The sequence below is a fragment of the Streptomyces sp. CA-243310 genome (genome assembly GCF_050936775.1).
Classification (GTDB): Bacteria; Actinomycetota; Actinomycetes; order Streptomycetales; family Streptomycetaceae; genus Streptomyces.
In genome coordinates, this window is sequence record NZ_JBNJMF010000002.1 from 3115534 (window position 1) to 3128468 (window position 12935).

The following is a 12935-nucleotide window of genomic DNA, read 5'->3' on the forward strand; positions in this document are numbered from 1 at the left end:
GGATGCCCGTGGAGCGATGTGACGAGGGCCCCGGCAGCCACCAGCTGCCGGGGCCCTCGCATGTCATCGGCCGTCAGCTCGTCCAGAACTCCCACCACCGGGTCAGGATCAGCATGCCGATCACGCCGACGTGCAACGCGGGCGGGGCCCAGCCGAACTCGGTGAAGAAGGTCCGCACCGGGCCGGGCGCGGGAAGGATGCCCGCGGCGACGGTGTACGCGGTGACCGCCCAGAACATCAGCAGCGTCGCCACCCAGGCGAGGCAGCACCACAGGCAGAGCGCGTTGATCTCGTAGAGGGACTGGACCATCAGCCAGCCGCAGAAGACGGTGCCGAAGAGGGTGCCCGCGTTCAGGCCGAGCCAGAACCAGCCCCGGTGGTGGGCGCCGGCCAGCAGGCCCATGCCCACGCAGACCACGACCGCGTACGCCGCCAGACCCAGCATGGGGTTGGGGAAGCCGAAGGCCGCCGCCTGGTCGCTCTTCATCACGCTGCCGCAGGAGACCACGGGGTTGAGGCTGCAGGCGGGCTTGAAGTTCGGGTCCTCCAGCAGGAGGAACTTGTCGAGGGTGATGACCCAGGAGGCCAGCACGCCGGCGGCCCCCGTGAGCACGAGCAGCCACGCCAACCCCCTTCCGGGAGCGTCGGGTCGGTCCTCGCGTCGGGTGTCGGGGCGACCCTGCTGCCGCGGGACGCCCACTGTGTTCGTTGCCATGTGACCCATGGTCGCGCGCCATGCCCCAGAACGGGGCCAATCATGCCTATTCGTACGCAAGTTGACCTGAAGGGGTGGCGGGAACCCCCGATGCTTCCCGGACGTTTTACCGAACCCCGGACGTGATGTCAGAGCCAGGGGTTACGTTGAGCTTCCACTGAGTGACAAGCTGCGACGGCCTGGAGACCCACCTTGAGCGATCCGTACGAGACAACCGAGGCGCACCTCGATCGACTCCTGGGCCGCGCCCTCAACTCCTTCGACCTGCCGGACCACTTGGTCGAGCGCCTCGGTACGGCACTCGCTCACAGCTCCTCGCTGTCCACCACGCACCACAGCCCCTCGGCGGGGCTGTGGCGGGAGACGCACTGGCACACGTACCTGTTGGCCGACGGGCGTTCGGAGGCGCTGTGGGAATTGGCGTACCGGCAGGAGGGTGACCGGGCCGTCCGGCACGAGGTGTTCGCGAGCAAGTCGGACCTCTGCATGGCCGTGACCCGGCTCTTCGGCGAGGTCCCCGCACGGGTGGCCCGGGATATGGCGGCATCCGCGTCCGGGGGTGGGCCGGCCGAGGACGTGGCTTCGCTCGGCGCGCTGTTCGCGGCTCCGCTTCCGGCGCTGCGGCACCGGGAGTACACGGTGGAGCAGTCCGCCGACCACGCCCGACGGGTGCTGCGGCGCGCGGAGAACGCGGACCGGCCGGGCGAGCGGTTGGCGGAGCGGCTGCGGTCCGCGTACGCGCACCAGATCACCCAGGCGTTCGGCGGGAGGCGGAGCCTGACATCCGGGCGGGACGCGGGGTTCAGCCTGTACGAGCACGCGTTCGTGCTGCTGGACGGCTCCGAGGTCAGCCTGTGGGAGGTCGAGCACACGGCGACCCCGAACGGGCGGCACATGTGCGAGGTCTACGAGAGCGAGGCCATCGCGCGCGGGGCGATGGAGCTCCGCGCGCGGGTTCGGTGACACGGGGCCGGTCGGGTCGGGCGGCGACGGTCACGCCCCCGCTCCGCCGGGATGTGGAGGCCCCCCGCTCGCAGCGGTGACTCGGCGGGGGCTCCTTCACCGTTTCAGAACACGGCGGGTTCGGTCAGCGGGAGGTCGAGCGGCAGGTCTCGGGTCACGCGGACCGCGTCGGGGCGCAGGTCGGCGGGGGTCGGCATGGCGCTGCCGGGCAGTTGCACGGCAGCCGCGCCGTGGGCCAGGGCCGAGGCGAGGGCCTCGGGGCCGGTGCCACCGGCGATCAGGAAGCCGGCCAGGGAGGCGTCGCCCGCCCCGACGTCGCTGCGGATCCCGGCGGCGGGGGCGGTGCCGTAGTGGTCGCCCTCGGCGGAGATCAGCAGTTGGCCGTCGGCTCCGAGGGAGGCCAGTACCGCCCCCGCGCCCAGGGCGCGCAGTTCCCTGGCGGCGTCGACCACGTCGCCGAGGGTGGCCAGCGGGCGGCCGACGGCGGTGGCGAGTTCGTGGACGTTCGGCTTGATGACGTCGGGCCGGTTCGGGAGGGCCGCGAGGAGCGCCGGGCCGGAGGTGTCCAGGGCGATCCGGCTTCCCGCTTCGTGGGCCCGGGCGACCAGTTCGGCGTACCACTCGGGGCGCAGGCCGCGCGGCAGGCTGCCGCAGCAGGCGATCCAGGCGGGGCTGCCGTCGTGGGTGCGGACCGTCTCCAGGAGCAACGCCGACTCCTCCGGGGCGAGTTCCGGCCCCGGCGCGTTGATCTTCGTCAGGGTGCCGTCCGGTTCGGCGAGGGAGATGTTGGAGCGGGTCTGTCCGGCGATGGAGACCGCCGTCACGTCCACGCCCTGCGCTCCCAGCAGTTCGGCGAGCAGGGCGCCGGGGGCGCCGCCGAGCGGGAGGACCGCGGTCGTGGGGATGCCCGCGGCCGCGACGGCACGGGAGACGTTGACCCCCTTGCCGCCCGGGTCGACCCGGTCTCCGGTGGCGCGCAGGACGTCGCCGCGGCCGAGCGAGGGGACCTCGTAGGTCCGGTCGAGGGAGGGGTTGGGGGTGACGGTGAGGATCATGCGAGCGCGACTTGCGTCCCGGCGGCCTGGCCGGCGTTCAGGTGCGTACACGTGGATTCAGGTCCGTTCACGTCCATCGAATGCCCGACTGTGCGCGTTTCCTTGCACCGTACGCCCTGTTTCCTCCGGAAATGAAACAGGCTGGGCGCGAAAGCAGAACAAGCGGGCATGCCGGCTCCGGGGAGCGGGCATGCCCGTTCGTCGTGCGGTGCGCCCGGCTCGCGGCTAGTGGGCGCCTTCTCGCTCGTCCATCGGGACCGACGTGCGCGGGAGCATGAACATCACCGCGAAGATCAGGACCAGGACCGCCGCGACCCACCACAGCGCGCCGCGGAAGGCCTCGACGTACGGGGCGCCGAGGACCCTGTCGTCGTCGATGAGCCCGAAGAAGACGACCGAGGTCAGGCCGAGGCCCAGCGCGTTGCCCATCTGACCGGTGGTGTTGATCAGGCCCGAGGCCGAGCCTGCGTGCTCGCGCGGCACCTGCGAGAGCACGGTGTCGGTCAGCGGCGCGACGATCAGGCCCATGCCGATGCCCATGACGACCAGCGGGGCGGCCATCTGCCAGGAGGCGATCCCCATGCCGTAGTGGTCGGACTCCCAGATGTAGAGGAGCAGACCCGCGGCCATGGTGAGCGCGCCGGCCTGGAGCACCTTGCGGCCGAAGCGCGGTACGAGCTTCTGTACGGACAGGCCCGCGGCGACCGAGACGGCGATCGAGAAGGGGATGCCGGTGGTGCCGGCGCGCAGGGCGCTCCAGCCGAGGCCCATCTGCATGTACAGCGTCCAGACCAGGAAGAAGATGCCGGTCGCGATGCCGAAGGTCAGCTGGACGGCGATGCCGCCCGCGAAGCTCTTGACCTTGAAGAGGGACAGTTCCACGAGCGGGGAGCCGTCCTTGCGGATCTTGTGCTTCTCGTACGCGATGAAGCCGGCGAAGACCGCCGGCGAGAGGATCATGCAGACGAAGCCCCACAGCGGCCAGTCGTTCTCCCGGCCGTGGGTGAGCGGGAAGATCAGCATGACCAGGGCGACGGTGGCGAGCACGACGCCGACCAGGTCCAGGCGCAGTGCCTTCGGGGCCTTGGACTCGGTGATGAACTTGCGCCCCAGGAGCACGCCGGCGATGCCGACGGGCAGGTTGATCAGGAAGATCGGACGCCATTCGAGGTCGAACAGGTTCCACTCGGTGAGCAGTGCGCCGAGCATCGGGCCCGAGACGGCGCCGAGGCCGACGATCGCGCCGAACATGCCGAAGACCTTGCCGCGCTCGTGCGCCGGGAAGGTGACGTGGATGATCGCCAGGACCTGCGGGACCATCAGGGCCGCCATGCCGCCCTGGAGGACGCGGGAGGCGACGAGCATGGAGGGGTTGGCGGCGATGCCGCAGAGCAGCGAGGCGGCGGTGAAACCGGCGATGCCGATGAGGAAGACGCGCTTGCGGCCGTAGATGTCACCGAGACGACCGCCGGTGATGAGGCCGGCGGCGAAGGCGAGCGCGTACCCGGCGGTGATCCACTGGATCGCGCTGGTGGAGGCCCCGAAGTTCGCGCGCATGGTGGGTATCGCGATGTTGACGATCGTGACGTCGACGAGGTCCATGAAGGCCGCGGTCATCACGATGGCGAGCGCCAGCCAGCGGCGGCGGTCCGTCGGGCCGGCAGCCGCGACGGCCGCGGCCTCTGCGGCGCCGGATGCGCCGGTTGCTTCGGTAGTGAGGGTGTCGTTCCGCTCTTCTGGTACGGGCCCGTTCTCTCTTTCGGGCGATGCCTTGGCTGTCTCGGTGCTCATGGGGAGAAACCTAGACGGCATCTAGGTCAGTCGGTGACCTACTTCTCCGGCAATCTTGAGTCATGAACGACACCCCCGCGCGGTTGCTCACCCTGCTGTCCCTCCTCCAGACACCGCGCGAATGGCCCGGGAGCGAGCTGGCGGAGCGCCTGCGCGTGAGCGCCCGCACGATCCGGCGGGACATCGACCGGCTGCGGGAGCTGGGGTACCCGGTGGAGGCCACGCTGGGCTCGGACGGCGGATATCGGCTGGTGGCGGGCGCGGCGATGCCCCCGTTGCTCCTGGACGACGAGGAGGCCGTGGCCATCGCGGTGGGGCTGCGGGCGGGTGCCGGGCACGCGATCGAGGGGATCGAGGAGGCGTCCGTACGGGCCCTCGCGAAGCTCGAACAGGTCCTGCCGTCGCGACTTCGCCGCCGGGTGAGCGCCCTCCAGTCGGCCACGGTCGCGGTGTCCCGGGGCGACGGGGCGACGGTGGATCCGCGGACCCTGACGACGATGGCAGCCGCGGTGGCGGGTCCGGAGCGGCTGCGGTTCGACTACCGGGCCCGGGACGGCGCGGCCACGCGGCGGCTGGTGGAGCCGTACCGGCTGGTGAGCACCGGGAGCAGGTGGTACCTGGTGGCCTACGACCTGGAGCGCGAGGACTGGCGGACGTTCCGGGTCGACCGGGTGAGCGAGCCGAGCGCGACGGGGGCGCGGTTCGCCGCGCGGGCGCTGCCGATGGAGGCGGAGGAGTTCGTGCGGCGGGGGCTGCGTGGCGGGGAGACGTACCGGGTGGAGGTGACCTTCACGGCGACGGCGGACGCCCTGCCGGGGTGGCTGCGGGAGGACGCCGTGGAGGAGCGGGGTGGCTGCCGGGTGCGGTTCGACACCGGGGAGACGCCCGAATGGGTGGCGGCGCGGCTGGCGCTGACGGGGTTGGGGTTCGCGGTGCGGGAGCCGGCGGCGCTGGCGGACAGCGCGCGGGGGCTCGCGGAGCGGCTGAGCGCGGCGGCCGGGGCGTAGCCGGGGGCGGCGCCGAGCGGGCCCGGGCGGGTCCCGGTCGAGGGGCGGCCGGGGCGGGTCCGGGTACGAGAGAGCCCCCGGCACCTGGGGGGGGTTAGGCGCCGGGGGCTCGTGGAGGGGGCTTCTTCGCGGGCCGGTCAGGCCACGGCGTCGAAGCCGGTGTCACGCGCCATCTTCTTCAGTTCCAGCAACGCGTGCTTCTCGATCTGGCGGATCCGCTCACGGGTCAGGCCGTGCTGCTTGCCCACCTCTGTCAGCGTACGCTCCCGACCGTCGTCGATGCCGTAACGCATCTTGATGATCGAGGCGGTGCGCTGGTCGAGCTTGCCGAGCAGGTCCTCCAGTTCCTCGCTGCGCAGCAGCGAGAGCACGGACTGCTCGGGGGAGATCGCCGAGGTGTCCTCCAGGAGGTCACCGAACTGCGTGTCGCCGTCGTCGTCCACGGCCATGTTGAGGCTGACCGGGTCACGGGCCCAGTCCAGGACGTCGCCGACGCGCTTCTCCGTCGAGTCCAGCTCGGCGGCGACCTCCGCGTGCTCCGGGTCGCGGCCGTTCTCGCGGTTGAACTCGCGCTGCACCCGACGGATCCGGCCGAGCTCCTCGACCAGGTGGACGGGGAGGCGGATGGTGCGGGACTGGTCGGCGATGGAGCGGGTGATGGCCTGGCGGATCCACCACGTGGCGTAGGTGGAGAACTTGAAGCCCTTGGCGTAGTCGAACTTCTCGACCGCGCGGACCAGGCCGGCGTTGCCTTCCTGGATGAGGTCGAGCAGGGGCAGGCCGCTGCGCGGGTAGCGACGGGCGACGGCCACGACGAGGCGGAGGTTCGAGCGGATGAAGACTTCCTTGGCGCGCTCGCCTTCGGCGGCGAGCGCCTCCAGTTCCTCGCGGGCCGGGGTCTCCCCCGTGCGCTCTATCGCGTCGTCGAGGATCTGCCGGGCGTACACGCCCGCCTCGATGATCTGCGAGAGCTCCACTTCCCTGGCCGCGTCGAGCAGCGGGGTACGCGCGATCTCGTCGAGGTACATGCCGACCAGGTCGCGATCTGCGATCTCCCCGCCCACGGCGCGAGCGCTGCTCGTGGACTGACGGCGGGCGACGGCGCGGGTTGCCATGCGTGCTCCCTTGCGATGCGATGAGTTCGGTCGCGGTGCGGCTGCGGGACGCGTCGTGTTTCTCCGAGTGGTGCGGATGATGCGTCCTTCGGACACTCTCCCGAGTGCCCGCTTTCGAAGGAAACAACGACTGGAAACGGGACAGAATTCCCACGCCGACCCCTCTTTTCCGAGATCTTGCAGTATCCTGCCCCGCCACGCCCCGTCACCGAAGGAGACAGTGTGCGGTCAGATCTCGAAGAGGTGCAGGTCAGGCCCGGGGTGGCGGCCGATCTGCCGGCACTCACGGAGTTGTACAACCACTACGTCCGTGAGACCGCCGTCACATTCGACACGGTGACCTTCACCCCGGAACAGCGCCGCCCTTGGCTGCACTCCCACCCTGAAGACGGCCCCCATCGCCTTCTGGTTGCCTGGACTGGCGAGCGAATGGCCGGATACGCGACAAGCAGCGCTTTCCGCCCGAAACCGGCCTACGTCGGCTCGGTGGAGGTCAGCGTGTACCTCGCGCCGCACGCGGTCGGCCGGGGTGTCGGCACGCTCCTGTACGAGGCCCTGTTCGCGGCGCTCGCCGACGAGCCGGTCCACCGGGCCTACGCGGGCATCGCCCTGCCGAACGAGGCCTCGGAACGCCTCCACGCGCGGTTCGGCTTCCGCCGTGTCGGGGACTTCACCGAGGCGGGCCGGAAGTTCGACCGCTTCTGGGACGTCCGCTGGTACGAGAAGGCGCTGCGGGACCCGGACCGGGACGTCTAGCCGAACTGGAGGGAGCGCTTCGAGAGGCCCATCCAATAGCCGTCCACCGGGGTGCGGGGCGCCGTGAGGTCGCCGGTGGACTCGGCCGCGCCCAGGGTGACGAAGAGCGGGGCGAAGTGTTCCGTGCGGGGGTGGGCGAGGCGACCCGCGGGCGACTTCGTCTCGAAGTCGAGCAGGGCGTCGACGTCGCAGGCGGCCAGCGCCTCCCGGCCCCAGGCGTCGAACTCCGCGGACCAGCCGGGTACGCCCGGGCCGGTGTGTCGCAGGGCGGCGAGGTTGTGCGTGAAGAACCCGCTGCCCACGATCAGCACGCCTTCGTCGCGCAGCGGCGCGAGCCTGCGGCCGATGTCCATGAGGCGGGTGGGGTCCAGGGTCGGCATGGATATCTGGAGGACCGGTATGTCGGCCGCGGGGAACATCTCCACCAGCGGGACGTACGCGCCGTGGTCCAGCCCCCGGTCGGGGATGTCCTGGACGGGCGTGCCCGGGCTCCGCAGGAGGGCCCGTACCGAGGCAGCCAGGTCGGGGGCGCCCGGCGCCTCGTACCGCACTCCGTAGTAGTGCTCGGGGAAGCCCCAGAAGTCGTACACGAGCGGGGCGGGCTCGGTGGCGCCGAGGGCGAGCGGGGCTTCCTCCCAGTGGGCGGAGACCATCAGGATCGCCCGGGGGCGGGGGAGGTCGGCGGACCAGGCGGCGAGTTCACCGGGCCAGACCGGGTCGTCGGCCAGCGGGGGTGCGCCGTGACTCAGGTACAGGGCCGGCATGCGGGTCACGGGGCACTCCTCGGTCGTCGGGCGGGGCCGCGGAACAAGACTAACCCCGCTTCGTTCAAATTTGAACGAAGCGGGGTCGTCAGTCATTCCCGGGCCCGTGCCCCGGGGGTCAGTGGGCGACCACCGGGATCTTGATCTCGGCCTCGGCGCCCTCGCCGGAGGCCACCGGGGCACCCGCGCCGGGGCGACCCGTGGTGATCAGGGTGAAGGCGATCAGCGAGCTGGTCACCAGGATGCCCACGGCCCACCAGATGGCCGAGGAGTAGCCCTCGACCATGGCCTGGGCCTGGATCAGCTTCGCCGCCGGGCCGCCCGCCGCGGCCTCGGCCGCGTGGTCGGTCAGGTACGCGGTCGTCGCGGAGGCGGCGATGGTGTTCAGCAGGGCAGTGCCGATCGCGCCGCCGACCTGCTGCGAGGTGTTGACCATGGCGGAGGCGACACCGGCGTCGGCCGGGTTCACCCCGTGCGTGGCCAGGGACATGGCGGGCATGAACGCCGTACCCATGCCGAGGCCGAGCAGGAGCTGCGCGGGCAGGATCAGCGCCGGGTAGGAGGACCCGACCTCGAGCTGCGTCAGCAGCAGCATGCCGGTGGCGGCGAGCAGGAAGCCCGGGCCCATCAGCAGCCGCGGCGGGACGCGGGTCATCAGGCGGGCGCCGATCTGCGTGGAGCCCGTGATCATGCCCGCGATCATCGGCAGGAAGGCGAAGCCGGTCTTGACGGGCGAGAAGCCCTTCACGACCTGGAGGTAGTAGGTGAGGAAGAGGAACAGGCCGAACATCGAGATGACGGCGAGGCCCAGGGAGAGGTAGACCCCGCCGCGGTTGCGCTCCAGCAGGACGCGCAGCGGCAGGAGCGGCGACTTCACCTTGGACTCGACGTAGACGAAGGCCGCGAGCAGCGCCGCCGAGGCGATGAACATGGTCACGGTCACGGTGTCCGACCAGCCGGCCGACTCGGCGCGGGTGAAGCCGTAGACCAGCGCGACCAGGCCGAGCGTGGAGAGGATGACGCCGGGGACGTCGAGCCTGGCGGGGTTGCGGGCGCCGGCGGGCTCACGGATGACGAGCCAGGCACCGACGGCCGCGACGATCGCGAAGGGGATGTTGACGAAGAAGGTCCAGCGCCAGTTGAGGTACTCGGTGAGGAAGCCGCCGAGGATCAGGCCGACGGCGCCGCCGCCGCCCGCGATGGCGCCGTAGATGCCGAAGGCCTTGGCCCGCTCCTTGGCGTCGGTGAACATGACGGCCAGCAGCGAGAGCGCGGCCGGGGCGAGCAGCGCGCCGAAGGCGCCCTGGAGGGCGCGGGCGCCCAGCATCATGGCCTCGCCGGTGGCGGCGCCGCCGAGCGCGGAGGCCAGGGCGAAGCCGATCAGGCCGACGACGAAGGCGTTCTTGCGGCCCCACTTGTCGGCGATGCGGCCGCCGAAGAGGAGGAGACCGCCGAAGGCCAGCGCGTAGGCGGTGATGACCCACTGGCGGTTGCCGTCCGAGATGCCGAGGTCGGTCTGGGCGGACGGGAGGGCGATGTTCACGATGGTCGCGTCGAGGACGACCATCAGCTGGGCCAGGGCTATGAAGACGAGTGCCTTCCAGCGGCTGGGGTCGGCAGCCGGCGCGAGGGTCGCGGCTGTTTTCGGCATGGGAGTACCCACTCACTGTGCGGAATGACTGAAAATCAAGGTTTAGGGAGGATTTACGACGCTAAGGGGTGCGACCCGGCGGCGTCACATGGTTTTCCGCCTCAGGTCCCCCAGCGCCGCCGGGGCACCCGGCAGCACGGAGCGCGCCGGAGCCCGCAGCCCGTCGAGGAACAGCTGGAGGTGGCGGTGGACGAAGCGGTCCATGTCGGGGCAGCCGGTACCCGGGAGGGGGCGGCTGAGCTGGGAGAGCGCGACCATCAGGTCACCCGCGCCGATGTCCGCGCGGAGCAGCCCGGACTCCTGACCGGTGAGCACGAGCGTCTGTACGGCGCGCTCCAACGCGACCCGGGACGCGAGGAGTTCGGGGTGTTCCTGGTCGAAGTCCCCGGAGAGCATGGGGCACAGGGCCCCGATGCGCTCGTCGGCCGCCGCGTGGGTGAAGTGGCACAGCGCGGCGAAGGCGTCGCCCTCGTCGGCCGACGCGACCTCGGCGAGGGCGTTCTCCGCGTGGACGGTGACGCGGCCCATGACGTACAGCACCACGTGGCGGACCAGGGTGGCCCGGTCGGGGAAGTGTCGGTAGAGCGTGGCGTTGCCGATGCCGGCCCGGCGGGCGACCTCGTCGAAGGGGGCGGTCGAGCCGAGTTCGACGAGCACCTCGCGGGCCGCGGCCAGGATGCGTTCACGGTTGCGGACGGCGTCGGCACGGGGGCGCGGAACTTTCGCCTCGATGCCGGCGACGGCGACGGGGGTCTTCATTCCGGGGCCTCCTCGGCACTGGACTCCACCAAACGGGGAAGCCGTCCCCGCTTCGTGGGACGTAGATGCAAACGGGGATCGCGTCCCCGCTTATTTCACTCGCAGGTGTGACCTGGGTCACGACCCCTCTCGGGTCCTGCTCCCGTTTGGCCTCTCCCGACGCGCGGGCGCGCCGCAGTCGTCGGAGGGTGAGGCAACGGAGAGCAGCTCGGGCCCGGCCGGCTGCCGCGGACCCGAAGGCGATCTCCATGCCGCAGACCCGCCACCGGATACGCACACCACGCCGTACCTGCGCGTACATCGGCCTCACCGCGCTGGCCCTCGGCGTCTCGGCGACGGCGAGCGACGGCACCTCCCATCGTGGCCACTCGGCGGCCGGGCCCGTGTCCACGAGCGCCGAATCGGTGCTGGCCCCCTGCCGGATCACGGGCACCATGGGCGTCCAGATGTCCGAGGGACTGCCGACGCCCCCCGGGTACTCGCGGTCCACCGGCGAGGTACGGGCCCTGAACCTGATGATCGACTTCCCCGACGCCAAGGGCGAGGGCACGGCCCTCGACCGGATGGCGGAGTTCTTCCCGCAGACCGCCGACTGGTTCCGCACCAGCTCCTACGGGCGGCTCACCTACGTGGCCGAGGCACCGATAAGGACGTGGCTGCGGATGCCGATGCCGTTCGCGGCGTACGGGATCGGGCGCGGCTCCCCCTACGAGCCCGGGTACCGCCAGCTGGTCGAGCACATCGCGAAGGCCGCCGACTCCGAGGTGGACTTCAGCCGGTACGACCTCGTCAACATCCTCGTCACCCCGAACGCGGGGCCCTCCGCCCTGGACACGGTCCTGTCCGTGACCTTCTCCGGCAACGGCGAGGCCCCCGTCGCCGACGGGGTGCCCCTGGCGAACACGTCCTTCGTCTACAGCCGCCAGGACGACGGCTCGGGCACCTACCGGCAGACCGGGTACCGGGTGCTCCCGCACGAGAACGGGCACGTCTTCGGGCTGCCCGACCTGTACACCTCCGACGGCGGCGGCACGGTCGGGCACTGGGACATCATGAGCGAGGACTGGGGCTCCAACAACGACCTGCTGGGCTGGCACAAGTGGAAGCTGGGCTGGCTCGACGCCGACCAGATCAGCTGTGCCTCCAAGTCAGGGGTGAGTGATCACGTGCTGTCCCCGCTGGCGGTGCGGGGCGGCACGAAACTGGCCTTCGTACCGCTGTCGGAGAGCGTCGGGTACGCGATCGAGGTGCGCACCCAGGCCGGCAACGACGAGTCCGTCTGCAAACCGGGCGTCCTCATCTACAAGGTGGACTCCGACATCGACACCGGGCGCGGACCGATCACCGTGTCCGACAGCACGAACGCCGGCGGAGGCTGTACACGGCGGCCGAACGTGCACGCGGAACTGTCCGACGCGCCGTTCCGGCCGGGCGAGACCTTCAGCGACGACAAGGCGGGCATCAGCGTCTCGGTGGTGGGCGAGCTGCGCAACGGCAGCTTCCAGGTGCGCGTCACCCGGCCGTAGGCCCTGTCGTCGAAGTGGCGCCGCGGGCCAGGCGAGACGTCGACGACAGGGCCTGGGGGGCGTGGCCCGCGGTGAACTGGTCGAGATTGCCGACGAGGGCGTCCACCACCGCCTCCGGGCTGTCCGTGAGGAGCATGTGTCCGCCCGGCACCCAGGCGCCGCGGACGTTCTCGCCGAACAGGGCCCAGTCCTCGGTCCGCTCGTCGGGACACAGGTCGTCCGCGTCCCCGAAGACGGTCAGCAGCGGGCAGGCGAGGAGCGGTTCCGGGCCCGACGTGTAGTCCTCGACGGCCACCATGTCCGCGACGATGGCCGGCAGCACCAGACCGAGCATCTCCGGGTCGGCGGCCAACGACTGCGGTACTCCGCCGAACTCCCGGAGGATCTCCAGGACGCGGGTGGGGTCGTCCACGTCGCGCAGGGACGGGCGGTCGGGGTCGGGCTCCTCCGTCACCGCCCACTGGGAGACGACCACCAGCCCGGCGACGAGGTCGCCGCCGGCGCCCTGCACGGCGCGCACGGCCTCCAGGGCGATCACCGCCCCGGAGCACACGCCGACGACGATCAGGGGGGCGGTGCCGGGCAGCGAGTGCAGGGTGGTGACGACCTCGGCCACCAGGCCGGGCAGTGCGGGAACGCCCTCGCGGAGGCGGGACTCCCGGCCGGGCAGCCGGGCCGTGGCGACGAGCCAGTCGGCCGGAGCGCGCTCCGCGAAGGCCAGACCGGCCGCCGCGCCGGCGCCGGCGTGCGGAAGGATCAGGACGCGCAGGACGGCGTCCCGCGGGTCGGCGCCTTTGATGACGACGTTTCGTGCGGACATGCTCGGTCTCTCC

12 protein-coding genes are annotated in these 12935 nt (G+C 71.5%); 4 read left to right on the forward strand and 8 right to left on the reverse strand.

Features of this window, described 5'->3' with window-relative positions; genetic code table 11:
* Positions 1–73 precede the first annotated feature (73 nt).
* Positions 74–724: a vitamin K epoxide reductase family protein gene (locus tag ACQEVM_RS31585; RefSeq protein WP_433084658.1), complete on the reverse strand. Its 651-nt coding sequence runs from the start codon at positions 722–724 to the stop codon at positions 74–76.
* Between the two features lie 183 nt (positions 725–907).
* Between ACQEVM_RS31585 and ACQEVM_RS31590 the strand changes: the two genes are divergently transcribed.
* Positions 908–1678: a DUF6227 family protein gene (locus ACQEVM_RS31590; RefSeq protein ID WP_433084660.1), complete on the forward strand. Its 771-nt coding sequence runs from the start codon at positions 908–910 to the stop codon at positions 1676–1678.
* Between the two features lie 104 nt (positions 1679–1782).
* Here the strand turns inward: ACQEVM_RS31590 and pfkB are convergent, their stop codons facing one another.
* The gene (gene pfkB, locus ACQEVM_RS31595) at positions 1783–2733 is read right to left on the reverse strand and encodes a 1-phosphofructokinase (RefSeq protein WP_433084662.1); all 951 of its coding nucleotides are present in this window, start codon (positions 2731–2733) and stop codon (positions 1783–1785) included.
* A gap of 225 nt (positions 2734–2958) precedes the next feature.
* Positions 2959–4524: an MFS transporter gene (locus ACQEVM_RS31600; protein WP_433084664.1), complete on the reverse strand. Its 1566-nt coding sequence runs from the start codon at positions 4522–4524 to the stop codon at positions 2959–2961.
* A gap of 62 nt (positions 4525–4586) precedes the next feature.
* Here ACQEVM_RS31600 and ACQEVM_RS31605 point away from each other — a divergent pair, with 62 nt between their 5' ends.
* Complete coding sequence (locus ACQEVM_RS31605; protein ID WP_433084666.1) at positions 4587–5531, forward strand: helix-turn-helix transcriptional regulator; 945 nt, start codon at positions 4587–4589, stop codon at positions 5529–5531.
* Positions 5532–5668: 137 nt separating this feature from the next.
* On the opposite strand, the gene ACQEVM_RS31610 is transcribed toward ACQEVM_RS31605, so the two are convergent.
* Entirely contained in the window at positions 5669–6646 is a 978-nt protein-coding gene (locus tag ACQEVM_RS31610) for a sigma-70 family RNA polymerase sigma factor (protein WP_433084668.1), read from the reverse strand.
* Between the two features lie 222 nt (positions 6647–6868).
* Here ACQEVM_RS31610 and ACQEVM_RS31615 point away from each other — a divergent pair, with 222 nt between their 5' ends.
* Positions 6869–7402 carry an N-acetyltransferase family protein gene (locus ACQEVM_RS31615; RefSeq protein ID WP_433084670.1) on the forward strand — a complete coding sequence of 178 codons (534 nt, stop codon included), beginning with the start codon at positions 6869–6871 and terminating at the stop codon, positions 7400–7402.
* Here ACQEVM_RS31615 and ACQEVM_RS31620 read toward each other — a convergent pair.
* The 3 genes from ACQEVM_RS31620 to ACQEVM_RS31630 all read right to left on the reverse strand — a co-directional run bounded on the left by ACQEVM_RS31620 (position 7399) and on the right by ACQEVM_RS31630 (position 10576).
* Complete coding sequence (locus tag ACQEVM_RS31620; RefSeq protein WP_433085502.1) at positions 7399–8166, reverse strand: dioxygenase family protein; 768 nt, start codon at positions 8164–8166, stop codon at positions 7399–7401. The two genes, ACQEVM_RS31615 and ACQEVM_RS31620, sit on opposite strands and share 4 nt — an antisense overlap.
* Positions 8167–8284: 118 nt before the next feature.
* Positions 8285–9817, reverse strand: coding sequence for an MFS transporter (locus ACQEVM_RS31625; protein ID WP_433084672.1), 1533 nt, complete (start codon positions 9815–9817; stop codon positions 8285–8287).
* Between the two features lie 84 nt (positions 9818–9901).
* A complete protein-coding gene (locus ACQEVM_RS31630) occupies positions 9902–10576 on the reverse strand; it encodes a TetR/AcrR family transcriptional regulator (protein WP_433084674.1) in 675 nt (224 codons plus the stop codon).
* A gap of 248 nt (positions 10577–10824) precedes the next feature.
* On the opposite strand from ACQEVM_RS31630, the gene ACQEVM_RS31635 reads away from it, so the two are divergent.
* A complete protein-coding gene (locus ACQEVM_RS31635; RefSeq protein WP_433084676.1) occupies positions 10825–12102 on the forward strand; it encodes a M6 family metalloprotease domain-containing protein in 1278 nt (425 codons plus the stop codon).
* Here the strand turns inward: ACQEVM_RS31635 and ACQEVM_RS31640 are convergent.
* Positions 12089–12922: a thioesterase II family protein gene (locus ACQEVM_RS31640; protein ID WP_433084678.1), complete on the reverse strand. Its 834-nt coding sequence runs from the start codon at positions 12920–12922 to the stop codon at positions 12089–12091. The genes ACQEVM_RS31635 and ACQEVM_RS31640 overlap by 14 nt on opposite strands.
* Positions 12923–12935: the final 13 nt, after the last annotated feature.

What these genes read in the sequence shown, in the direction of transcription:
- ACQEVM_RS31585 (WP_433084658.1), bottom strand. Translation starts at nt 724, where the DNA reads ATGGGTCACATGGCAACGAACACAGTGGGCGTCCCGCGGCAGCAGGGT.
- pfkB (WP_433084662.1), bottom strand. Translation starts at nt 2,733, where the DNA reads ATGATCCTCACCGTCACCCCCAACCCCTCCCTCGACCGGACCTACGAG.
- ACQEVM_RS31600 (WP_433084664.1), bottom strand. Translation starts at nt 4,524, where the DNA reads ATGAGCACCGAGACAGCCAAGGCATCGCCCGAAAGAGAGAACGGGCCC.
- ACQEVM_RS31605 (WP_433084666.1), top strand. Translation starts at nt 4,587, where the DNA reads ATGAACGACACCCCCGCGCGGTTGCTCACCCTGCTGTCCCTCCTCCAG.
- ACQEVM_RS31610 (WP_433084668.1), bottom strand. Translation starts at nt 6,646, where the DNA reads ATGGCAACCCGCGCCGTCGCCCGCCGTCAGTCCACGAGCAGCGCTCGC.
- ACQEVM_RS31620 (WP_433085502.1), bottom strand. Translation starts at nt 8,166, where the DNA reads ATGCCGGCCCTGTACCTGAGTCACGGCGCACCCCCGCTGGCCGACGAC.
- ACQEVM_RS31625 (WP_433084672.1), bottom strand. Translation starts at nt 9,817, where the DNA reads ATGCCGAAAACAGCCGCGACCCTCGCGCCGGCTGCCGACCCCAGCCGC.
- ACQEVM_RS31630 (WP_433084674.1), bottom strand. Translation starts at nt 10,576, where the DNA reads ATGAAGACCCCCGTCGCCGTCGCCGGCATCGAGGCGAAAGTTCCGCGC.
- ACQEVM_RS31635 (WP_433084676.1), top strand. Translation starts at nt 10,825, where the DNA reads ATGCCGCAGACCCGCCACCGGATACGCACACCACGCCGTACCTGCGCG.
- ACQEVM_RS31640 (WP_433084678.1), bottom strand. Translation starts at nt 12,922, where the DNA reads ATGTCCGCACGAAACGTCGTCATCAAAGGCGCCGACCCGCGGGACGCC.